General features: G+C 29.8%; 22 protein-coding genes. 17 read left to right on the top strand and 5 right to left on the bottom strand.

Features of this window, described 5'->3' with window-relative positions; translation table 11 throughout:
* The first annotated feature begins 39 nt into the window (after nucleotides 1-39).
* Nucleotides 40-1,068 carry a hypothetical protein gene (locus H518_RS0101350; protein ID WP_051263624.1) on the top strand — a complete coding sequence of 343 codons (1,029 nt, stop codon included), beginning with the start codon at nucleotides 40-42 and terminating at the stop codon, nucleotides 1,066-1,068.
* Here H518_RS0101350 and H518_RS0101345 read toward each other — a convergent pair.
* Nucleotides 1,055-2,557 carry a hypothetical protein gene (locus tag H518_RS0101345; RefSeq protein ID WP_028887405.1) on the bottom strand — a complete coding sequence of 501 codons (1,503 nt, stop codon included), beginning with the start codon at nucleotides 2,555-2,557 and terminating at the stop codon, nucleotides 1,055-1,057. The genes H518_RS0101350 and H518_RS0101345 overlap by 14 nt on opposite strands.
* Before the next feature lie 49 nt (nucleotides 2,558-2,606).
* Entirely contained in the window at nucleotides 2,607-3,647 is a 1,041-nt protein-coding gene (locus tag H518_RS0101340) for a glutaminyl-peptide cyclotransferase (RefSeq protein ID WP_028887404.1), read from the bottom strand.
* Nucleotides 3,648-3,833: 186 nt separating this feature from the next.
* On the opposite strand from H518_RS0101340, the gene H518_RS0101335 reads away from it, so the two are divergent.
* The 4 genes from H518_RS0101335 (at nucleotide 3,834) to H518_RS0101320 (ending at nucleotide 7,328) form a co-directional block, all read left to right on the top strand.
* Nucleotides 3,834-4,085, top strand: coding sequence for a type B 50S ribosomal protein L31 (locus H518_RS0101335; protein ID WP_028887403.1), 252 nt, complete (start codon nucleotides 3,834-3,836; stop codon nucleotides 4,083-4,085).
* A 93-nt stretch (nucleotides 4,086-4,178) separates the two neighbouring features.
* Nucleotides 4,179-5,693, top strand: a complete 1,515-nt coding sequence (locus H518_RS19000) for an FMN-binding glutamate synthase family protein (protein ID WP_043706342.1) — start codon at nucleotides 4,179-4,181, stop codon at nucleotides 5,691-5,693.
* Nucleotides 5,694-5,745: 52 nt separating this feature from the next.
* The gene (locus H518_RS18995) at nucleotides 5,746-6,837 is read left to right on the top strand and encodes a class I SAM-dependent methyltransferase (RefSeq protein WP_051263623.1); all 1,092 of its coding nucleotides are present in this window, start codon (nucleotides 5,746-5,748) and stop codon (nucleotides 6,835-6,837) included.
* Nucleotides 6,838-7,043: 206 nt separating this feature from the next.
* Nucleotides 7,044-7,328, top strand: coding sequence for a hypothetical protein (locus H518_RS0101320; protein ID WP_028887402.1), 285 nt, complete (start codon nucleotides 7,044-7,046; stop codon nucleotides 7,326-7,328).
* A 65-nt stretch (nucleotides 7,329-7,393) separates the two neighbouring features.
* Here H518_RS0101320 and H518_RS18990 read toward each other — a convergent pair whose 3' ends face one another.
* Complete coding sequence (locus tag H518_RS18990; protein ID WP_051263622.1) at nucleotides 7,394-8,563, bottom strand: histidine decarboxylase; 1,170 nt, start codon at nucleotides 8,561-8,563, stop codon at nucleotides 7,394-7,396.
* Nucleotides 8,564-8,739: 176 nt separating this feature from the next.
* On the bottom strand, nucleotides 8,740-10,383 hold the full coding sequence (locus H518_RS0101310) for a M1 family metallopeptidase (protein ID WP_043706341.1): 1,644 nt from the start codon (nucleotides 10,381-10,383) through the stop codon (nucleotides 8,740-8,742).
* 94 nt (nucleotides 10,384-10,477) lie between these two features.
* On the opposite strand from H518_RS0101310, the gene H518_RS0101305 reads away from it, so the two are divergent.
* From H518_RS0101305 to H518_RS0101290, 4 genes are all read left to right on the top strand, one after another.
* Nucleotides 10,478-11,278: an SDR family oxidoreductase gene (locus tag H518_RS0101305; RefSeq protein ID WP_028887400.1), complete on the top strand. Its 801-nt coding sequence runs from the start codon at nucleotides 10,478-10,480 to the stop codon at nucleotides 11,276-11,278.
* A 68-nt stretch (nucleotides 11,279-11,346) separates the two neighbouring features.
* Complete coding sequence (gene fsa, locus H518_RS0101300) at nucleotides 11,347-12,000, top strand: fructose-6-phosphate aldolase (protein WP_028887399.1); 654 nt, start codon at nucleotides 11,347-11,349, stop codon at nucleotides 11,998-12,000.
* A 118-nt stretch (nucleotides 12,001-12,118) separates the two neighbouring features.
* A complete protein-coding gene (gene menD, locus H518_RS0101295; RefSeq protein ID WP_028887398.1) occupies nucleotides 12,119-13,777 on the top strand; it encodes a 2-succinyl-5-enolpyruvyl-6-hydroxy-3-cyclohexene-1-carboxylic-acid synthase in 1,659 nt (552 codons plus the stop codon).
* A gap of 1 nt (nucleotide 13,778) precedes the next feature.
* The gene (locus H518_RS0101290) at nucleotides 13,779-14,192 is read left to right on the top strand and encodes a S1 RNA-binding domain-containing protein (RefSeq protein ID WP_028887397.1); all 414 of its coding nucleotides are present in this window, start codon (nucleotides 13,779-13,781) and stop codon (nucleotides 14,190-14,192) included.
* Between the two features lie 231 nt (nucleotides 14,193-14,423).
* On the opposite strand, the gene H518_RS18985 is transcribed toward H518_RS0101290, so the two are convergent.
* Nucleotides 14,424-15,668 (bottom strand): hypothetical protein, encoded by a 1,245-nt coding sequence (locus H518_RS18985; RefSeq protein WP_051263621.1) that lies wholly within the window; start codon nucleotides 15,666-15,668, stop codon nucleotides 14,424-14,426.
* 94 nt (nucleotides 15,669-15,762) lie between these two features.
* On the opposite strand from H518_RS18985, the gene H518_RS0101280 reads away from it, so the two are divergent.
* From H518_RS0101280 to ftsY, 8 genes are all read left to right on the top strand, one after another.
* Entirely contained in the window at nucleotides 15,763-16,602 is an 840-nt protein-coding gene (locus tag H518_RS0101280; protein WP_028887396.1) for a 1,4-dihydroxy-2-naphthoyl-CoA synthase, read from the top strand.
* A gap of 9 nt (nucleotides 16,603-16,611) precedes the next feature.
* Entirely contained in the window at nucleotides 16,612-17,220 is a 609-nt protein-coding gene (locus H518_RS0101275; protein ID WP_028887395.1) for a fumarylacetoacetate hydrolase family protein, read from the top strand.
* Nucleotides 17,221-17,229: 9 nt separating this feature from the next.
* Nucleotides 17,230-17,535: a hypothetical protein gene (locus H518_RS0101270; RefSeq protein WP_028887394.1), complete on the top strand. Its 306-nt coding sequence runs from the start codon at nucleotides 17,230-17,232 to the stop codon at nucleotides 17,533-17,535.
* Nucleotides 17,536-17,572: 37 nt separating this feature from the next.
* Nucleotides 17,573-18,826, top strand: a complete 1,254-nt coding sequence (locus H518_RS0101265) for a competence/damage-inducible protein A (protein WP_028887393.1) — start codon at nucleotides 17,573-17,575, stop codon at nucleotides 18,824-18,826.
* A 74-nt stretch (nucleotides 18,827-18,900) separates the two neighbouring features.
* Nucleotides 18,901-19,140 (top strand): 50S ribosomal protein L28, encoded by a 240-nt coding sequence (gene rpmB / locus H518_RS0101260; protein WP_028887392.1) that lies wholly within the window; start codon nucleotides 18,901-18,903, stop codon nucleotides 19,138-19,140.
* Between the two features lie 27 nt (nucleotides 19,141-19,167).
* Complete coding sequence (rpmG, locus tag H518_RS0101255) at nucleotides 19,168-19,350, top strand: 50S ribosomal protein L33 (RefSeq protein ID WP_028887391.1); 183 nt, start codon at nucleotides 19,168-19,170, stop codon at nucleotides 19,348-19,350.
* Nucleotides 19,351-19,358: 8 nt separating this feature from the next.
* Nucleotides 19,359-19,511, top strand: a complete 153-nt coding sequence (locus H518_RS20715) for a DUF4295 domain-containing protein (RefSeq protein ID WP_064966084.1) — start codon at nucleotides 19,359-19,361, stop codon at nucleotides 19,509-19,511.
* 222 nt (nucleotides 19,512-19,733) lie between these two features.
* Nucleotides 19,734-20,687 (top strand): signal recognition particle-docking protein FtsY, encoded by a 954-nt coding sequence (gene ftsY, locus H518_RS0101240; RefSeq protein WP_028887389.1) that lies wholly within the window; start codon nucleotides 19,734-19,736, stop codon nucleotides 20,685-20,687.
* The last annotated feature ends 644 nt before the right edge of the window (nucleotides 20,688-21,331 follow it).

The following is a 21,331-nucleotide window of genomic DNA, read 5'->3' as shown; positions in this document are numbered from 1 at the left end:
GCATCTAATAGATAGGCATTAATTGTAAAGTTAAATAGTATGAAAAAATTGTTTATCTCCCGTGATTATTTTTTTGTTTTAGGAATTCCATTGTTATTAATATCAACATTGGTTTTAGTAATAAACTCATCCTTCTTTATAGAGTATCCAAAAGAATTATCAATAGGTATTACGTTAGATTTACTGATAACAATTCCGTTTGTTTATTTTTTAATTATCAGAAAAAAGGAAATTCCTAAAATTACTGTTATTACCTTATTCGTAATAGGAATTGTTATTGCTAGTATAATGATTCCAGAACAGCACCAGTCATTTTTATCACAAATAAAAACGTTTGTTTTACCTGTTGTTGAATTAGGGGTATTTAGTTTTTTAATTTTTAAAGCAAGAAAAATTATTCAAGAATTAAAAAAACAACAGCATAATCATTTAGTGTTTTATAATTCGGTGCAACAGGCTGTTGGTACTGTTTTTCCAAATAAAATAGGAGAATTTTTAGCTACTGAAATAGCTGTTGTTTATTATGGGTTTTTAGCTTGGAAAAAGAGAACGTTAAAAGAAAATGAATTCTCTTATCATAAAAATGGAACTTCTGTATCAATTATTATGGGGTTAATGTTAGTTGTTTTAATAGAAACAATTGCTGTTCACGCATTGGTGCTAAGATGGAATGTTATTGTTGCTTGGTTGTTAACTGTTTTAAGTATTTACACATGTTTACAGTTGTTTTCTTTAATGCGCTCTCTATCGAAAATCCCTATTGAAGTTGATTTAACAAGTAAAATATTAACTTTAAAATATGGCTTTTTTGGTGAAGCTGTAATTCCTTTCGAAAATATAAAAAGTATTGATTTAACAGAAAAAGATTTACCAACTGATAAAAGTATTATTCCTTTTTCTCCTTTTGGTAATTTAGATACGCATAATATTATTCTTCATTTAAATAAAAAAGCTGTTTTTAAGAGTTTTTATGGAATGAAAAAAACATACATTTCTATTGCCTTTTTTGTAGATGAAAAACATCAATTTAAGAAAGTTATAAAGGGTGTAAGTTTTAATCAAAAATAACATGTTGATATGCACCTATATCTGGATTTAAAGATCGGTTTACTCCTAATATGTCTTCTGATATAGATGAAGCCCTAGCTTTATTAATAGCATCGCTTTCCTCTCCGATAATAAATTCATTTTTAGAAACATCCTTAAAATGAGGATTACCGTTTAAAATAATATTTTGATAATGCGTTGTGTCATCAAATTTCATTTCAATATTATCAGTAAATGAATTATTGAAATCATTAAATTGAATCATTGAATTTTCAATATTGTAGTTAAATAATTCATTACCAACTTTGTCTAAAATAAATTCAATATTATTATTTCCATTAATAATACAATTTGTGAAATTTGCAGCAATTAAGTCTCTTGTTAGTGTTATTTCTTTATTGTTGTCATTTGTATAACTAAAATGATTGTTAACTAAAACAGCTGGTAATTGACGTAAACTATTGTTCCAATAATTGGCAAAAGTTGAATGTGTAAAATTGTAAGTACCACCAAAAGTACAAGCTAAAGATGATTGCCCAGTGTCACCGATAACAACATTTTCACCTTTAATATTGGTATTTCTCCCTAAGATACCATAGTTAGCGCTATTGTAAATTTCAGAATTTTTTATCGTAAGAGTAGGAGAGGTGAGTGCCCCTATACTATCGACTAAAATACCAACAACTCCATTTTTTATTAATGTATGGTTAATCTCATTTTCTTTACTACCTGCAATCATCCAAATAGTTCCCCATTGTCCAGGTACTTTACTAAAACGATGTTCTAGCCTGTCTCCTTCAAAAGTAACTTTATTGTTAAGGGTTCCGTTAATTTTTAAGCTAGCTTTTTTGTTAACGATTAAGCCAGAGTTTTTATGAAAATAAATCTTAGCACCAGCATTAATCGTTAATGTTTTATCTGAAGGAACAGCTGCATATCCATAAATAACATAAGGCTTTTCATTTGTAAAGGTAAGCTCTGTATCTGTTAAAAAACGACCTTGTATTTTAGAATCTTTACCGTCTATAGTTAAGGTTTCAATTCCTAAACTATTTTTTTTAGGAAAAATGAAATTAGCATCTTGTACTAACGTAACTAAATCTACATTTTGTTGGTTATTTCCGTTATCAAATAATACTCTATCTGTATGTAATGGATCTGTAACAGTACTAAAATTAATGGTAGTTTCTACAAAAACATAAATGCTATCATTTGCTAAAATATCAATGTCTTTAAAGGTTTTTCCAGAAATACCATCAACATTTAAACGATAATTAGAGTTAATTCCGTTTTCTAATTTTATTTCAGGAATTGTAATAGCTTTACTGCTTCTATTGTATACCTTTAAATTATAAGTAGCGGAACCAATATTACTGAAAATAGTATCTAAAAAAATTGTGTCTTTAGAGAATTCAAGTTTTCCGAAGTTAGGAACCGTATTAAAATCTTTTCTACACGAACTAACAATAATTAATATAATAATTGATAAAATTTGAAGGGAATATCTCATATAAAAAGTAATGTTAGTTCGTTTAATTAATATTTAAAAGGCTAAGATATTATTTCTTAACTAATTCAATTTCAAATAATTTAGACCAATGTTTTCCCGTAACAAACAAACGATTATTTTCTTTATCAAAAGCAATACCGTTTAAAACATCATCTTGATCAACTAGCTTTTGCGTTTTTTCCATTTCTTTAACTAATTCAGTTAAATTAATAATCCCCTCAACAATTCCATTATCAGGATTAATAATTGCAATTAAAGGTTTTTGCCAATAATTTGCATAAATTTTTCCATTAATCCACTCTAGTTCATTTAAGCTTTTTAAAGAAACTTTATTTGTGTAAGCCTGTATAGCTCTTTTTTCTTTTTGATCTTTAGTATCTAAAAACCAAATTTTGTTTGATCCATCAGACTTTATTAATTCATCATTGCCATGTGTTAAGCCCCAACCTTCATTACTACGGTTATAGTTAAACTCATTAATTTGTTTAAAAGTATCTAAGTCATATACAAAACCTTTACGTGCTTGCCATGTTAACCAATAAATTTTATTGTTAACGATCGACATTCCTTCACCAAAATATTTTTTATTTAAATCAATTTTTTGCAAAACCTCTCCAGTTTTTAAATCAACCTTTCTTAAAGAAGATTCTCCTCTACGACCAGTTGTTTCATATAAAAACCCATTATTATATTCTAGTCCTTGTGTGTATGCTTTACTATCATGCGGGTAGGTATTTATAATTTTAAAACCATAAAGAGTAGGAGCGTCTTTAGCAAATACTTCAATTGAATTACTTACTTTTTTAGATTTACCAGGGTAAAAAGCCAATGCTGTAACAGTGTGCTTACCAACACCAAAGTTAGAAGTATTGATGGCTAAGCTAGTTTCATTTTTATTTACTCGTTTATTATTAACGAATAAATGTACCGAATCAATCTCTTTTCCTTTAAGTTGTTCAAATTTAATAGCAGCCTTTTGTCCTAAAGTTGTTTTTTTAGAGGTGTTTAACTTAAATTTGTATTCTGATTGACCACAAGAAGTAATTATAATTGTAGTTAAAGCTAAGGCAAAGTATGTATAAATACGCATATTTTATAGTTTGAATTCTAATTTATTCATTTACACTACAAATTAAAACAATTTATTTGTTTGAAAATTAAAAAATATGGTTAAATTTGCAGCCTCAAACAACCAAAGAATATTCTTCGGTGTAAAACTTTACCATTTTTACAGTGTTTGATAAAAAAATAAAACAACATTTAAAAGTCATTTAAGATGCGTAAAGGAATACATCCAGAAAATTATAGAATGGTAGCTTTTAAAGATATGTCTAACGGAGATGTATTTTTAACACGTTCAACTGCTAACACTAAAGAAACTTTAGACGTAGAGGGAACTGAGTACCCATTAATAAAATTAGAAATTTCAAGAACTTCTCACCCTTTCTATACAGGTAAATCTAAATTAGTAGATACTGCAGGACGTATTGATAAGTTTAAAAATAAATACTCGAAGTTTAAAAAATAATTTCAAGTATCTAAGATATCTAAGAGCTCTAACAATTGTTAGAGCTTTTTTTATGTAAGAAATCTTGTATTTTAGCTACCTAAATTCTTAAAAATGAGAGATACTATTTTAACGGTTATTATTGTTGTTAATGTTTTATGTGGAGTGTTGGTTTATTTTATTCCTGATATGGGAAATTATATTCTTTTAACAATTGCTTCAGCTGTAACTTTGTTAGCATTATATGATGCTTTTCTACAAAATAAACATTCTTTAATGAGGTCTTTCCCTGTTGTTGCTCGTTTGCGATGGGTTTTTGAAGAAGAACGTGAGAAAATTCAACAATATTTTATTGAAGATGATTTAAATGGAACGCCAATTAACCGTGAAAAGAGGAGTCTTGTTTATCAACGATCAAAAAAGGAAATAGAAACAGTTCCGTTTGGTACACAGCATAACGTGTATGAAAAAGGATATGAATTTGTAAAGCACTCATTGTTTCCTAAAGATCATCATCATATCTTAGGAGAAAGGGTGTTGGTTGGTTCTGATAAATGCACTCAAAAATATGAAGCATCAATAATTAATATTTCAGCAATGTCGTTTGGCTCTCTAAGTAAAAACGCAATAACAGCTTTAAATCAAGGAGCAAAAATGGCAAATTTTGCACATAACACTGGTGAGGGTGGTATTTCTCCGTATCATTTACAGGGAGGTGATTTAATTTTTCAAGTAGGAACAGGTTATTTTGGTGCGGGAAAAAGTGTAGAAGGAAAACGTGTTTTTGATGAAGCTATTTTTAAAGAAAATGCAATTCGACCTGAGGTAAAGATGGTTGAAATTAAATTTTCTCAAGGAGCGAAACCAGGTCATGGAGGTATTTTGCCTGCAAAAAAGAATACAGAAGAGATTGCGAAAATTCGTTCAGTAGAACCATTTACAAGAGTGGACTCTCCACCTAGCCATGCTGCATTCTCTAATTTTAAAGAAATGATTTCTTTTATTCAAAAAGTAAGAGACCTGTCAGAAGGAAAACCAGTGGGGATTAAATTTTGTGTAGGTGATAACGATGAGATAGAGGAAATGATAAAAATCTTTTCTGAAACTAATAATTACCCTGATTTTATTTCAGTTGATGGTGGTGAAGGAGGTACAGGTTCTGCTCCTATAGAATTTTCTAACTATGTAGGTACTCCATTATTAGATGGTTTGGCTTTTGTAAATAAAATGCTGAAAAAGTATGAATTAAAAGAGCAAATAAAAATTATTGCTAGTGGTAAAGCAATTGATGCTTTTGATATTGTTAAGTATAAAGCTCTAGGTGCTGATGTTATTGGTATGGCACGTAGTTTTATGCTTAGTTTGGGGTGTATTCAAGCGCGAGAATGTAATTTAGATACTTGTCCTGTTGGTGTGGCAACGCAAGATGATGATTTAGTTGGGGCTTTAGTGGTTGGAGATAAGAATGTTAGGGTTAAGAATTACCATGATAAAACTATTGCTGCTGTAAAAGAAGTGGTAGCGGCAATGGGGAAGCAGTCAATTTCAGATGTTAAATCGAAAGATGTTTTTAGGAGAAATAAGGCTGGGGATATTACATCTTTAAAAGAAATATATAATTTAAATTAAAGGCATTTCTAAGAGAATTTTTTAATATAGATAATTATAAAATATACAACTATTGGAAACAAAATTACTGTTCAATTCTAAAGAGTATCAATTAGCGCGTTATCCAAAAACAGAAGATAAATCACTGCGTGCTTGGAGTAATGCTGAGTTATTGGTGTTAGATTATATTACAGATAAAAAACAAAACAAAATACATTTATTTAATGATAGATTCGGAATTTGGAATTCTGTATTGAGTAATAAGAATCCGGTGACTGTTTGGACGTATGCGAGTCAGCAAAAGGCAATTGTTCATAATTTAGAATTGAATAATTTATCCACTGATGTTGTTTATAAAACCCCTTTACAAGATTTAGGAAAAGTTGATTTAGCATTAATGAAAGTTCCAAAATCATTAGAGTTATTTGAGGTTTTTTTACAGCAAATACATAAAGCTGCTGATGGTGAAACGGAAATTGTTTGCGGGTTTATGACAAAGCATTTCTCTACTTCTTTTATTAAGGTAGCTGAGCAGTATTTTGGTGAAGTTGTACAGTCAAAAGCTTGGAAAAAAGCACGATTACTTGTGTTAAAAGCTCCTGTAGAAGGTATTAAGTATAAGGATTTGGTGAATAAAGTTGATTGGGATGGTGATTTTCTTCAGCAATATTATGGAGTATTTTCTTCAGGGAAAGTGGATATTGGAACACGATTTTTATTAGAAAACATACAAGTACAGTCTAATGAGTTAAATGTATTAGATGTTGCTTCGGGTAATGGAATTATAGCGTTTGAAGTTTTGCGTCAAAATTTAGAAGCCAAAGTAACATTGGTTGATGACTTTAATTTAGCAGTTGCTTCTTCTGAGCTGAATATAGATGGTGAAAGGGCACAGTTTGTTTGTGGGGATAATTTAGAAGGGGTGGCTAGAGAGAGTTTTGATTTAGTAGTTTCAAATCCTCCATTTCATTTTGAGCATGAAAATAATATTGAGGTTTCTGTGTTACTTTTTAAAGGGGTACGAAACTGTTTAAAGAAGGATGGGCGATTTTTATTGGTAGCTAATTCTCATTTAAATTATAAAACGCATTTAAAGAAAGTTTTTGCAGAGGTGGAGATAGTGAAAACAAATAATAAATTCGTGATCTATGAATGTGTTGGGTAAACACATAAAATCAATTGTTTTTTTTGGGTGAAAAAGGAGTGTTTTTTTATTGATTTTTATTTGTTTTGTTAATTACGTTATTTTGTAATTAAAAGTTATTAACAAACAATTAAGTAAGTTATTAACAGTTGTTGATAAAAAAATGTATATTTGCCTATTGATATTAATGTCATGTGTATTAGTATAACCCCAAACTCCCCGTTTGTATGATTTTAAATAAAGCAATGCTTGTCGATGACGGCAAAGTTAAGTTATTAAAATTCCCTAAAATTAATGTGTTAGAGCATGAAATAGAGAAGGTAAACGAATTTATAAGACAACGAAAAGTCTTTTTTTTAAGAAACCTGAATAAGGAAAAATTCCAAATTTTTTACACTGACCATACTGGTTTAAAAAAAGTAGAGGCTTCTGTTTGGACGCTCTCTGAAAAAACAATTATTTTTAGAGATACAAGAGAAGTTCCGTTTAGTAATATTGTAGCGGTAGCTTAAGAATAAAAAAGCACACTTTTAAAGTGTGCTTTTTTATTATAAGAAATATCCGTATTTGTTTTGAGTTAACTTAATGAAAAATCGAAAGAGAACTCATCTTCAACAACAGGCTCTGAGCAGTTTTTTACATCGTTAACAAAATTATCTATTTGATTTTTAGTTACGTTAGGCATACAAATCACGTGAGCTATATCACCTTCAGTAGCTAATTGCCATTTATCTTTAATACTTTTTGGCATTTTTGGTAGTACAACAGTAATAGCGTTGGGATTTCTCCATGCTTTAATACCAATGTTTTTTAGTTCGTTTTCACAGTACTCAGCAACTTCTAAACTATTTTGATAACGTTTTTGTAAGCCTTTTATACCTAGTTGCTTTAGTGCATACCATAAAAATAAAGGTGAATGCCCGTTTCGAGAACCTGTAATTGTAGTATCTGAAGAACCTATGTATGAGATTCCTTTAGCAATACGATCTCTGTTAGAGCGTTTAGCCATTAATACACCTGTTGGTATCGGTGAACCTATAAATTTATGACCACTAATAGAAATACTGTCAGCTCCGTCAATAAAATCGAAAGGTAATTTAGGTTTCATAAAAGGTCCGTATGAACCAGCCAAAGCAGCATCACAGTGAATGTAATTGTCTTGAATAGCTAAACCACTTAAAATTCGCTTTATTTTAGATACATCATCTTTTGCTTCTTTCATTGTAGTACCAAAAGTAGCTAAAACAATTACAGGTTTATGACGATTCATTCGTACTGTATTTTCAAAATCTTCATAATCAATCTCACCATTTTCTTGAGACTTTATAACGATGCTTGGAATGTTTAGTAAATGAATGTTTTTTCGAATACTATAATGAGTCGATTCTGAATAGTATACAATAGCTTTCGGAAACAATTCTCTAGCAAGGTATAAACCATACAAATTACTTTCTGAGCCCCCATTGGTTACGTAGCCCCAAAAATCTTTCGGGTTCGCTCTAAATAGTTTAGCGAAAAAAGCAACCACTTCGCGTTCCATTTCATGTGTTTGTACACGATACGTTCCTTGTTCAAACGGATCTCCTAAATTGTTAATAGGAAATTTAAAAAACTCATTTAAAGCTGAGTAATCAAAGTCTTTAGATACTGGGTATCCTAAGAAAGTGTCGCGAGCGGTGGTTAATTGCTCTTTGAGTATTTCTAATTTCTGTAGAATCCCTTCAGGTAAATTTTTTACATCTGACATAATCGTAATATTTAGAGGTCAAAAGTAATTTTCTAATTAATATAAAACTGTTTTTATGTATGTGTATAGATTAAAAATCTATATTTATTTTTTAAACAGATTTATAATCTATTTAGTAACGGTTTTTTTATGCTTTTCTTGAGTTTTTGTTTATTTATAATTAAAGCAAACTGTTATTAGATTTTATTAACAGTTATATAAAAGTTGATATCTACTTTTATGTCGTCTGCATTAATTGTTGCTTTTTGCCAGCTTTTTGTTGGTTTAAGTTGTTGTAATTTCTTGTTAACTATAATGTTTAAAGGCATGTTAAAGTCGTTAACAACATTTTTCCAACGGTAAGAAAGTTTTCCGTCTTTTATTTTGTATTCAAAATTAGGTATCTTAATAGTACGTAAATATTGATCGAAAATTTTTGTTAAATCTAATCCAGATTTTTTTATTAAATACTCCTCAACCTGTTGTGTTGTTACTGTTTTATGATAGAATTCACTATTTAATCCACGTAAAATTTTTCGCCATTTTTTATCGTTGTTAATTAAGGTTCTAATTATATGTAGCATGTTGGCTCCTTTGTAGTACATGTCTCCAGAACCTTCTTTGTTTACATCGTATTGTCCTATGATAGGAATGTCATTTTGAATACTCTTGCGAGTTCCTATAACATATTCTTGTGAGGCTTTTTTACCGTAATAATAATCTAAGAACAAGTTTTCAGAATAGGCTGTAAAGCTTTCATGAATCCACATGTCAGCAATATCTTTATTCGTAATATTATTAGCAAACCATTCATGTCCAGATTCATGAATTATAATGAAATCGAATTTTAAGCCCCAGCCCGTTCCTGATAAATCTCTTCCTAAATAGCCATTTTGATATTTGTTACCATAAGTAACAGAGCTTTGGTGTTCCATTCCTAAATAAGGCGCTTCTACAAGTTTAAAACCATCTTCGTAAAAAGGATATTTACCAAACCAATGTTCAAAAGCTTTCATCATTTTAGGAGCATCCTTAAATTGTTTTTTTGCTTTTTCTAGATTATCTCGTAATACATAATAATCCATATCTAATACACCATCTTCACCATTGTATTTTTCTGAAAAATGTACATAATCTCCAATATTTACATTTATACCATAGTTATTAATAGGGTTGTTTACAAACCAGTGATAAGTAGTTGTGTTGTCTTTGTGTTGTTCTGTTTTACGAAGTTTTCCGTTAGAAATATTCATTAAGTTTTTAGGAACACGTACGCTAATTGCCATACTATCTACTTCATCGTACATATGATCTTTATTTGGCCACCAAACACTTGCTCCTAATCCTTGGCAAGAAGTTGCTGCAAAATGATTACCATTACTATCTTTTTTCCAAGAAAAACCACCATCCCAAGGAGCGCGTTTTGCTATTTTAGGATTACCTTCATAGTAAACATCTAATGAGTTTAAATCTCCAGTTTTTTGAGTCTCTTTTAAATGAATAAAATGAGCATTACCTTCAGAGATAACCCTTAGTTTTTGTCCATTTTGGACTACCTTTGTTATTTTTAAAGGTGCCTGTAGGTCAATTTGTAGTACGTTATGGGGTTTTAATACCTTGTATTGTACAGTGTTTTTTCCATGTATAAATTTTTCATCAAGGTTTACAGTAATATCTAAATGGTAATAAGTTAAATTCCACCAAATTCTTTCAGGAGTTATCGTGCCTCGCAAAGAATCTTGGCGAGTGAAATTTTCAGAGTGTTCAAATAATGATGATTGCCCTAATAAATTAAAACTGATAAGAAAAAATAAAGAGCTAAATGTTAATGTTTTATTCATGATAATTATGTTCTTACAAAGGATTGCTAATATAAGTGTTTAAAGTCTTTTTTTATTGTTGGTAACTTTAAGATATTTGTATAAAATAATCACAATGTCGAAAGTTATATTAATAACAGGAGCTTCTTCTGGAATAGGAAAAGCAATAGCTACTTATTTACAGGCTAAAAATTATACAGTTTATGGAACAAGTAGAAATCCTGATAAATTAAATTTACCTTTTGCTATGGTTGCTTTAGATGTTACAGATTCTAAAACAATAGAATTAGCAGTAAAGGAAGTTATTGGGCAAGAAGGGAGAATAGATGTCTTGATTAATAATGCGGGTAAAGGTATAACTGGTTCTATTGAAGATACTCCAACCGATGAGATGCGTGATAATTTTAATACAAATTTTTTTGGAGTAATTGATGTTGCGAAAGCAGTATTACCCCAAATGCGCAAGCAAAAATCAGGAATTATAATAAATGTAACTTCAATAGCGGGATATATGGGGTTACCATTTAGAGGAATTTACTCAGCTAGTAAAGGGGCTTTAGAGTTGGTGACAGAAGCATTGAGTATGGAGGTGAAAAGCTTTGGTGTTAAAGTTATAAATGTAGCTCCAGGAGATTTTGAAACAAATATAGCTTCAGGAAGATATCATACACCTGTGTTTGAAGAGTCAGCATACAAAGAAAAATATACAGAAAATTTAGCATTGATGGATAGTCATGTAAGTTCAGGAATGAACCCTGTGGTGATGGCAAAAGAAATTCATAAAATAATTGAAAAAAAGAATCCCAAAATACATTATAAAATTGGTGGGTTTATGGAGAAGTTTTCAGTAGTTTTAAAACGAATCTTACCAGATAAAATTTATGAAAAATTATTAATGAATCATTATAAATTGTAAATTTGGAACGTTTTAGAAAACAGGTTCTTAAATAAAAAATAATACAATAAGATAATACATATACATAGATGAAATTTTTTATAGATACAGCAAATTTAGATCAGATTAAAGAAGCACAAGCTTTAGGTATTTTAGATGGAGTAACAACAAACCCATCTTTAATGGCAAAAGAAGGAATTACAGGAGAAGAAAATATTATAAATCATTACAAAGCTATTTGTGAGATTGTAGATGGTGATGTTTCTGCCGAAGTTATTTCTACTGATTTTGAAGGCATGAAAAGAGAAGGGGATGTATTAGCAGCATTAAACCCGCAAATTGTTGTTAAATTACCAATGATTAAAGATGGTATTAAGGCATGTAAATATTTTTCTGATAAAGGAATAAGAACAAATGTAACGTTAGTTTTTTCTGCAGGACAAGCATTATTAGCAGCTAAAGCAGGAGCAACATATGTTTCTCCATTTATTGGTCGTTTAGATGATATTTCTACAGACGGATTAAATTTAATATCAGAAATACGTCAGATTTATGATAACTATATGTTTGATACACAAATATTAGCTGCATCTGTACGTCATACAATGCATATTATTGATTGTGCTAAATTAGGATCTGATGTAATGACAGGGCCGTTAAGTGCAATTGAAGGGTTATTAAAGCATCCATTAACAGATATTGGTTTAGCTAAATTCTTAGCAGACTATAAAAAAGGAAATTAATCAACATCGTTGGTTTTTGAGAGAAAAAGTCAGAAAGTAGAAAATGTTTTACTTTCTGACTTTTTTTTATATTATAACTTTTTGACTTTGTAACTTTGCAGCCTTGTAATTTAAGAAAATGTTCCCAAAAAAAGAACTAGCACAATTAGTAATCTCAGCATGTAATCAATATAATGTTGATACAGTTGTAATATCTCCAGGATCACGAAACGCTCCTTTAACTATAGGGTTTTCAAATCACCCAAATATAAAAACGTTGAGTGTTGTTGATGAGCGCTGTGCTGCTTTTTTTGCTATGGGCATTGCGCAGCAAAATCAAAAACCTGTTGCGGTTGTTTGTTCTTCGGGTTCAGCACTGTTAAATTACTATCCCGCAATAGCAGAAGCCTTTTATAGTAATATCCCTTTAGTTGTAATTTCTGCGGATAGACCTAAGCATCTAATTGATATTGGTGATGGGCAAACCATTCGACAAGAAAATGTATTCGAAAATCATATTTTATTTTCAGTAAATTTAGTAGAATCAAAAAATCAATTAAAAAATAATAAAAAGTTATTAGAGGAAGCTTTGCAAGTAGCGGTTTTTAAAAAAGGACCAATACATATTAATGTTCCTTTTGATGAGCCATTATATGATACCGTTGAAGAGTTAACTACTTTTAATTTTGATTACGTTATTGCGAAGAAAGTGAAACAATCTATAAGTTATGATAAGTTAAACTCTATTTGGAACTCAGCTTCTAAAAAAATAATTTTAATAGGAGCTAATTTTCCCTCAGAAGATTTACAGTCAATAATTACCAAGTTTTCTGATGAAGAGACCGTTTTGATTATGACTGAAACTACATCAAATATAAATGGAGATAAAATTATTAATTCGATAGATAAATTAATAGCTCCGTTAAATGAAGATCAGCTTAACGATTTACAACCCGATCTCTTAATAACAATGGGGGGTATGGTTGTTTCAAAAAAAATAAAACAGTTTTTAAGGAAGTATTCGCCTGAGTACCATTGGCATGTAGATGAATTAACGAAGCTTGATACTTTTTTTTGTTTGTCTGAACATGTACAAGAAGAGCCTTATCATTTTTTAATGAATTTATTGTCGTGTTCAGATTCTTGTTCTTTAAAAGGGGATTATCGATCAAAATGGCTTCAAGAAAAAAAAATAAGAGATGTAAAGCATGAGAGTTTTTTGAAAATAGCACCTTATTCAGATTTAAAAGCATTTGAAGCAATTTTAAAATTTATACCCGATAACTCTCAAGTTCAAATAAGTAATAGTTCTATAATTAGATATTCTCAATTGTTTAATTTAAATTCAACTTTACGTGTTTTTTGTAATAGAGGAACAAGTGGGATTGACGGTAGTACAAGTACAGCAATTGGAGCAGCTTTTGCAAGTAAAAAAACAACAACCTTTATTACAGGTGATTTGAGTTTTTTTTATGATAGTAATGCTTTGTGGAATGAAAATACACCAAAAAATTTCAGAATTATTATTTTAAATAATGCTGGTGGAGGTATTTTTAGATTTATTCCAGGGCCATCAACAACAAATGCAACAAACTATTTTGAAACACCACATAGCTTAACGGCTGAGCATTTGGCAAAAATGTATAATTTTGATTATACGTCAGTTTCAAATTTAGAAGAATTAAATATTGGATTGAATGATTTGTATTCAGTCTCAAATCAGCCAAAAATATTGGAGATATTTACTCCAAAAGAAATAAATGACGTAGTTTTAAAGAACTATTTTAAAAACTTATAAAATGGAATTACAAGAAGGGGATCAGGTAAATTTGAAAATAATTGAGCAAACTCCATTAGGATACAATGTTTTAATAGATGATGAGTTTGATGGTTTATTATTTAATAGCGAAGTATACCAAGATATAGAAGAAGGTATGGAAACCTATGGTTATGTTAAAAACATTAGGGAAGATGGTAAAATAGATGTTTCTATACGACCACAAGGTTTTAGAAATGTAATTGATACTGATGCAGATGTAATTTTACGTAAATTAGATGAAAAAGGGTTTTTAATGCTTACTGATAAAAGCTCTCCTGAGTCAATTAAATTTAGATTACAGATGAGTAAGAAAGCTTTTAAGAGGGCTATTGGAGGATTATATAAGGATAAAAAAATACTTTTAAAAGAAGATAGAATCGAATTAATAAAGTAAAACGTATACCAGTCCTTGTTTGAAATCACTGTAAAATAAAATGATGATTTTTTTCTTTATATGAATAATAAAACTAAAGAATAGCCTTAGTTATGGTTTCTTTTTATGTTGAAATAGAAATGAAAAAAGGGTGTTTTATTATGGTTATTTTAAATTAGAAAAGATATTGTATAAGTTGAAATAAAAAATCCGCTATATTGATTAATGTAGCGGATTTTTTTTGTGAAATTTTTATTGTTCTTCTTCTTCTTCGTTCTCTTCTTTATTTTCTTCCTCTGGTATATCTTCAATAATTTCTTCTTTAGGTTCACTACCTTTTAAATCACTTACACGTTTAATATTTTCATAAAAGGCGTTTGCGTTAGGATCAGAAGGATTCATTTTACCAAAAGCAGCTTTGTAATAAAATTCAGCTTTCTCATAATCTTTCCCTAGCTCATGATACTTACCAACATAAAAATCACCAATATGAGAGTCAGGATATTTAATTGAAACAAAATCACCAAGAACACGTAGGTAGTCACCATCTAATTTGTCAATTACAATTCCTTCAATAGCAAATATATCATCTAATCGAACATTTAAATTAGAACCATATAAAAACTGAATGTCTAAATATTTTTGTTCAACATATTTAATAGCTTTTAAAGGATCTAGATCTTTAATATTTGTATCAAATTCACTTTTGGTTATTTTAGCATACAAGTAAAACATTTTTTCAAAAGCTCTTGGTATTGTTTCTCCTATAACAGATAGGTGATTAGGTGCGTTTGTGAATTTATCAAAAGTTATATGCATGTTCTTAGAATCAAAAGAAGATAAATACGTACCTATTTCACTAAAACGATCATTTTGTTTAGCTGTTATATACTTTTGGTTATTACTAGCATATATAAAGTAAGTATTATCAATCGAACTTAATCTTTTTAAAGAGTATGATTCTATTCTGCTACCACTGAATTTAGTCAATTTAGGAGCTATGCAGATAAAAGAGTTAAAAATAGGGTCAGCATCTTTTAAGAAGTAAGTAATAAAATCAGCTCCTTTACCTTCACTAGTTATAGTCATAAAAGGTGAAGTTCTGTAATTTAATTCCATGTGTGGAATCAATTCTTTCTTTATGAAATCTTGAAATTTTTTGGCATGAACAGTTAAAGCATTATTAGATGGAATAATTGAAACATCTTTAGAATATGTATCTCTCATATTAATTCCAACCACTATCTGTCTCGGAGCTTTGTCAGTATTAGCATATAATTTTGCATTACCAACATACATGTCAAAAAGATACTGGTCGCCTAAAACAATAGCTAGTGGATAACTAATAGTTTCATCCTGCTCATAGTTTTCTGGAATGTAAATTTTTATAGCCCTACCTTTATTAAATTCAGTAGAATTAATAGTTTCATTAATTATTTTTTGAGAAAAAAGACTAGTACTTGCTAGTAAAGAGATTAAAAAATATAGATGTTTCATAAGGTATTATATTATATCGTTCAAATATAGAAAAGAAAAACAAAGTTATTATGTTATTTTTGCGCTACTTTATTAACGATAATATTTTAAAATTATGATACAACCTCAATGGAAAGTTGCCAAAGAGTATGAAGATATTACTTATAAAAAATCACATAACGTAGCAAGAATAGCGTTTAACCGCCCAAATGTACGTAATGCATTTCGTCCGCATACAACATCTGAATTGTTAGATGCTTTTCAAGATGCACATGAAGATACTAATATTGGTGTTGTTTTATTATCAGCTGAAGGACCATCGACAAAAGATGGGATTTGGAGCTTTTGTTCAGGAGGAGATCAAAATGCACGTGGAGAGAAAGGGTATGTAGGTAAGGATGGTTATCACCGATTAAATATATTAGAAGTACAGCGATTAATTCGTTTTATGCCAAAAGCAGTAATTTGCGTAGTGCCAGGATGGGCAGTAGGAGGTGGACATAGTTTACATGTTACTTGTGATTTAACTTTAGCAAGTAAAGAGCATGCTATTTTTAAGCAAACAGATGCAGATGTGACTTCATTTGATGCTGGATATGGATCAGCATATTTAGCCAAAATGGTTGGGCAAAAAAGAGCACGTGAAATTTTCTTTTTAGGGAGAAATTATTCAGCACAAGAAGCTTATGACATGGGAATGGTAAATGCTGTCGTACCTCATGACGAATTAGAGCAAACTGCTTTTGATTGGGCACAAGAAATTTTAGAAAAATCACCAACATCGATTAAAATGTTAAAGTTTGCAATGAATTTAACTGATGACGGTATGGTTGGTCAACAAGTATTTGCAGGAGAAGTTACGCGTTTGGCATATATGACTGAAGAAGCAAAAGAAGGTAGAGATGCTTTTCTAGAAAAAAGAAAACCAAACTTTCCTAAAACATGGATACCATAATAGAGTAATATGAAAATAATCTGTATTGGGCGTAATTACGCAAAACATATCGAAGAATTAGCAAATGAAAAACCAGGTAGTCCTGTCGTTTTTTTAAAGCCAGATTCAGCAATACTTCCTAAGAAGATGCCTTTTTTTATACCTGCTTTTTCTGATGATATTCACTATGAAGTAGAAGTTTTAGTTAAGATAAATAAAGTAGGAAAACATATTTCACCAAAGTTTGCACATAAATATTATGATGAAATAGGCTTAGGTATAGATTTTACTGCGCGTGATGTACAAGCAAAGTGTAAAGAAAAAGGGCTGCCTTGGGAAAAAGCAAAAGCTTTTGATGGTAGTGCTGTTATTGGAGAGTTTTATCCAAAGGAAGAATTTAACTTAGATAGTATCTCTTTTCAGTTGCATAAAAATGATAAAGTAGTTCAAGATGGAAACACTGATTCTATGTTATGGAAAATAGATGAGTTAATAAGTTATGTGTCACAATATTTTACATTAAAAAAAGGAGATGTTATTTTTACGGGTACACCTGCTGGAGTTGGCAAAGTTGAAGAGAATGACACTTTAACAGGTGTTATTGAAGATAAGAAAGCTTTTCATATAAAAATTAAATAAATATTAAAAGTGCAACCATTAATTATAATATTAAGTGTTTTACTAGGAGTGGTTTATTCAGTTGTTGCTGGTAAATATTTGAAAAACATTATTTTGTATTTTTTTATTGGTTTTTTATCTTATTGGGGGCTTCTTTTTCTTTCAATTTTGATTATAGATTATTTGATTAGAAGTTTTTCTGATTATTATAGTTATGGAGATGTTAATTTATATTTATTAATAATTGAAATAGTTGTGTTTGCATTGTCTATTTTGGTTCTTCTCGGTTTAATAATTAAATGGAGGAAAAAGAAAGAAGCCAAAAAAATGATTTAAGTAAATAAAATAGAAAAAGAATAAAAACGCTTAATTAATGAACGCAGAAATAATTACAATTGGAGATGAAATTCTTATTGGACAGATTGTAGATACAAACTCACAATGGATAGGGCAAGAACTAAATAAAATAGGGGTATCTGTATATCAAATATCATCTATTCAAGATGAGAAGCAGCATATTTTAAATGCTTTAAAAGAAGCTGAAAACAGAGCTGATATTGTAATATTAACAGGAGGGCTTGGTCCAACAAAAGATGATATAACAAAAAAAACAATTGCAGAATATTTTAATGACAATGAAGTTGTTGAGTATCCTGAAGTTGTTGAACGAATTAAGAATTTATTTAAAAAAATAGGACACCCCTATAATGATGTTCAAAAATACCAAGCTCAATTACCATCTAAAGCCACATTGTTGGTAAATCAATTTGGTACAGCTCCAGGAATGTGGTTTTATGAAAATAATACCGTTTTCGTTTCACTGCCAGGGGTGCCTTATGAGATGAAAGGATTAATGACAAATGAAGTATTGCCAAGAATTCAAGAAGAATTCAAGCTGCCATTTATTCTGCATAAAACAATAATGACAGTTGGTGTTGGTGAAACGGTTATTGCAGAGCGAATAGAAGATTGGGAAAATAAGTTGCCAGAATATATAAAACTAGCCTATTTACCTTCATTTGGTAAAGTTCGATTAAGAATATCAGCAAAAGGAAATGATGAACAGGTTTTAAGAAAGGAAGTTGAAGAAAAGATAGTAGAATTAAATAAATTAATATCAGATGTTATTGTAGGCTATGATGACGATGCATTAATAGAAAAAAGCACAGGTGTTTTATTAAAAAAATATAATAAAACATTAAGTGTTGCAGAAAGCTTAACAGGAGGGAAGATAGCGGCTGAACTTGTTTCTGTAGCGGGATCTTCAGCTTATTTCAAGGGAGGTTTTATTACATATGCAGCTGAATTAAAACAGCAACTTTTAGGAGTCTCAGAAGAAACTATAAAAACCTTTACTGTTGTAAGTGAAGAGGTAGCGAAAGAAATGGCAATTGGTTGTTTAAAAAAGTTAAAAACTGATTATGCAATTGCTGTTACTGGAAATGCAGGTCCGACTACCGATCATAATGATAAAAGTGTAGGATTGGTTTATATTGCAATAGCTACAAAAGATAACGTTGAAGTAGAGGAGTTTAACTTTGGGCAGCCAAGAGAAAAAGTAATAAATAGAACCGTTACAAAAGCATTAGAGTTATTAAGTGAAAATATTTTAAAAATTAACTATTAATATTTTGCTTTATTCTATGAAAAGTTTGTATATTTGCACCTCGTTTAGAAATAACACTAATAACTGTCAAGAAGATGTCTAGAGTTTGTGAATTAACAGGAAAGAAAGCAATGGTTGGGAACAATGTTTCTCACGCTTTAAATAGAACTAAAAGAAAGTTTAACGCTAATTTAATGACTAAGCGTTTTTATATTCCAGAAGAAGATAAGTGGGTTACCTTAAAAGTATCTGCTTCTGCGTTAAAAAATATTAATAAAAAAGGAATCTCTGCTGTGATTAAAAACGCTAGAGAAAATGGTTTTTTAACTAAGTAATTCCTTACCAGATAAAATTTTACAGAGATGGCAAAAAAAGGAAATAGAGTTCAGGTGATTTTAGAATGTACTGAACATAAAGCAACTGGTAAACCAGGAACTTCACGTTATATTACTACAAAAAATAAAAAGAACACTCCTGATAGAATGGAATTAAAGAAATTTAATTCTATCTTAAAGAAGATGACAGTTCATAAAGAAATTAAATAATTTAGAACATGGCAAAGAAATCAGTAGCATCGTTACAAACAGGCGCAAAAAGATTAACTAAAGCTATCAAAATGGTTAAATCTCCAAAAAGTGGAGCTTATACATTTGTTGAGGCAATTATGGATCCTGCACAAGTAAAAGATTTTATCGCGAAAAATTAATACTTGTTTACAATATAAATAAAAGCTATTTTCATTAGAGAGTAGCTTTTTTTTTGTGCTAAAAAATCTGTATTTTTGAGCGTTACCCTTAAGTTAATTACTGCAATAACTTTGGACAAAGTTTCCTGTTTTAAATTAATAGTAACCGCATTAATGACAATTTGACCATATAATAAGTTTGGTATAGTTTTTAAGCTATATAAATGATTGTAAAATTTAACTATGAGTTTTTTTAAGAAAATCTTCTCAAAAGAGAAAAAAGAAACATTAGACAAAGGATTAGAAAAAACAAAATCAAGTTTTTTTTCTAAACTATCTAAAGCCGTTGCAGGAAAAACAAAGGTAGATGATGATGTTTTAGATAACCTAGAAGAAATATTGGTTTCTTCCGATGTTGGTGTAGATACAACATTAAAAATTATTGAAAGAATTGAAGCAAGAGTTGCCAAAGATAAATATGTTGGTACTGATGAATTAAATCAAATTCTAAGAGAAGAAATAGCAGGCTTACTTTCTGAAACAAATACAGAAAATGATACCGAGTTTACAATTCCTGAAAAGAATAAGCCACATGTAATAATGGTTGTAGGAGTAAATGGAGTTGGTAAAACCACAACTATAGGTAAATTGGCTTCTCAGTTTAAGAAAAAAGGGTTAAAAGTTGTTCTAGGAGCAGCAGATACATTTAGAGCAGCAGCAATTGATCAATTGCAAGTTTGGGCAGATAGAACAGAGGTGCCTATAGTTCGTCAAGAAATGGGGTCAGATCCTGCGTCTGTTGCTTTTGATACGATTAAATCAGGAGTAACACAAAATGCAGATGTTATTATTATTGATACAGCAGGTCGTTTACATAACAAAGTTAATTTAATGAATGAATTAACTAAAATTAAACGAGTAATGCAAAAAGTAATACCAGATGCGCCACATGATGTGTTATTGGTTTTAGATGGTTCTACAGGACAAAATGCTTTTGAACAAGCAAAGCAGTTTACAAAAGCGACAGAAGTAACGTCATTAGCAGTAACTAAATTAGACGGAACAGCAAAAGGTGGAGTTGTAATTGGTATATCAGATCAATTTAAAATTCCTGTAAAATATATTGGTGTAGGAGAAGGGATAGACGATTTGCAAGTATTTAATAAATTCGAATTTGTAGATAGTTTCTTTAAATAGATCCTTCTCAATATTATAAACATAAAAAACTCCTTATAGGGAGTTTTTTTATGTTTATAAATGTCGTTTTATTTATAATTTTAGAAGTAAATGTATTTCAATTACTAAATAACTAAGAGTTTTTTATAACTTAATCCTTTGTGATCTAATGCATTTTTATAAATGTACTTTTTGAGTAGTGTATGAATTATATATTAGAATAATTAAATTTTAGTAAGCTTATTTGGAGATAAAGTTAATGTAGAGGAGTGCAAAAAGATGTTTAAAAGATTAAGAAAGAAGAAATCTAGAAGAAATAAAAAGAGAAGGAAGTCGTTTTTTAAAGAATAATATATGTTATGGCATGCCATTTTTCCAAAATGTCGGGCTTTCACTACTCGCTTTTTTGGCGAATTATGCCAAAAAGAGCTCAAACAAGCCGTTCAATCCCTCACGCAGCATTAGAAAAATAGATAAGGCTTAAGTTTTAAAAAATAATATGGTTGCTTAATGTGTTCATAAACAGTATAAAGAGAAATACTTCAAAAAAAAGATAAAATAAAGCATTGCTATGTTAGAAAAGGAATCTATATTTGCACCCGCTAAGGGAAAAACATAGGTTTAAGATTAGCAAAAGTTCATTAAAAAGGTTGTTATTATATTTT

This window comes from Tenacibaculum ovolyticum DSM 18103, from assembly GCF_000430545.1.
Lineage (GTDB): Bacteria > Bacteroidota > Bacteroidia > Flavobacteriales > Flavobacteriaceae > Polaribacter > Polaribacter ovolyticus.
This window is presented reverse-complemented; position numbering and strand designations above follow the sequence as displayed.

What these genes read in the sequence shown, in the direction of transcription:
- H518_RS0101350 (WP_051263624.1), top strand. Translation starts at nt 40, where the DNA reads ATGAAAAAATTGTTTATCTCCCGTGATTATTTTTTTGTTTTAGGAATT.
- H518_RS0101345 (WP_028887405.1), bottom strand. Translation starts at nt 2,557, where the DNA reads ATGAGATATTCCCTTCAAATTTTATCAATTATTATATTAATTATTGTT.
- H518_RS0101340 (WP_028887404.1), bottom strand. Translation starts at nt 3,647, where the DNA reads ATGCGTATTTATACATACTTTGCCTTAGCTTTAACTACAATTATAATT.
- H518_RS0101335 (WP_028887403.1), top strand. Translation starts at nt 3,834, where the DNA reads ATGCGTAAAGGAATACATCCAGAAAATTATAGAATGGTAGCTTTTAAA.
- H518_RS19000 (WP_043706342.1), top strand. Translation starts at nt 4,179, where the DNA reads ATGAGAGATACTATTTTAACGGTTATTATTGTTGTTAATGTTTTATGT.
- H518_RS0101320 (WP_028887402.1), top strand. Translation starts at nt 7,044, where the DNA reads ATGATTTTAAATAAAGCAATGCTTGTCGATGACGGCAAAGTTAAGTTA.
- H518_RS18990 (WP_051263622.1), bottom strand. Translation starts at nt 8,563, where the DNA reads ATGTCAGATGTAAAAAATTTACCTGAAGGGATTCTACAGAAATTAGAA.
- H518_RS0101310 (WP_043706341.1), bottom strand. Translation starts at nt 10,383, where the DNA reads ATGAATAAAACATTAACATTTAGCTCTTTATTTTTTCTTATCAGTTTT.
- H518_RS0101305 (WP_028887400.1), top strand. Translation starts at nt 10,478, where the DNA reads ATGTCGAAAGTTATATTAATAACAGGAGCTTCTTCTGGAATAGGAAAA.
- fsa (WP_028887399.1), top strand. Translation starts at nt 11,347, where the DNA reads ATGAAATTTTTTATAGATACAGCAAATTTAGATCAGATTAAAGAAGCA.
- menD (WP_028887398.1), top strand. Translation starts at nt 12,119, where the DNA reads ATGTTCCCAAAAAAAGAACTAGCACAATTAGTAATCTCAGCATGTAAT.
- H518_RS0101290 (WP_028887397.1), top strand. Translation starts at nt 13,779, where the DNA reads ATGGAATTACAAGAAGGGGATCAGGTAAATTTGAAAATAATTGAGCAA.
- H518_RS18985 (WP_051263621.1), bottom strand. Translation starts at nt 15,668, where the DNA reads ATGAAACATCTATATTTTTTAATCTCTTTACTAGCAAGTACTAGTCTT.
- H518_RS0101280 (WP_028887396.1), top strand. Translation starts at nt 15,763, where the DNA reads ATGATACAACCTCAATGGAAAGTTGCCAAAGAGTATGAAGATATTACT.
- H518_RS0101275 (WP_028887395.1), top strand. Translation starts at nt 16,612, where the DNA reads ATGAAAATAATCTGTATTGGGCGTAATTACGCAAAACATATCGAAGAA.
- H518_RS0101265 (WP_028887393.1), top strand. Translation starts at nt 17,573, where the DNA reads ATGAACGCAGAAATAATTACAATTGGAGATGAAATTCTTATTGGACAG.
- rpmB (WP_028887392.1), top strand. Translation starts at nt 18,901, where the DNA reads ATGTCTAGAGTTTGTGAATTAACAGGAAAGAAAGCAATGGTTGGGAAC.
- rpmG (WP_028887391.1), top strand. Translation starts at nt 19,168, where the DNA reads ATGGCAAAAAAAGGAAATAGAGTTCAGGTGATTTTAGAATGTACTGAA.
- H518_RS20715 (WP_064966084.1), top strand. Translation starts at nt 19,359, where the DNA reads ATGGCAAAGAAATCAGTAGCATCGTTACAAACAGGCGCAAAAAGATTA.
- ftsY (WP_028887389.1), top strand. Translation starts at nt 19,734, where the DNA reads ATGAGTTTTTTTAAGAAAATCTTCTCAAAAGAGAAAAAAGAAACATTA.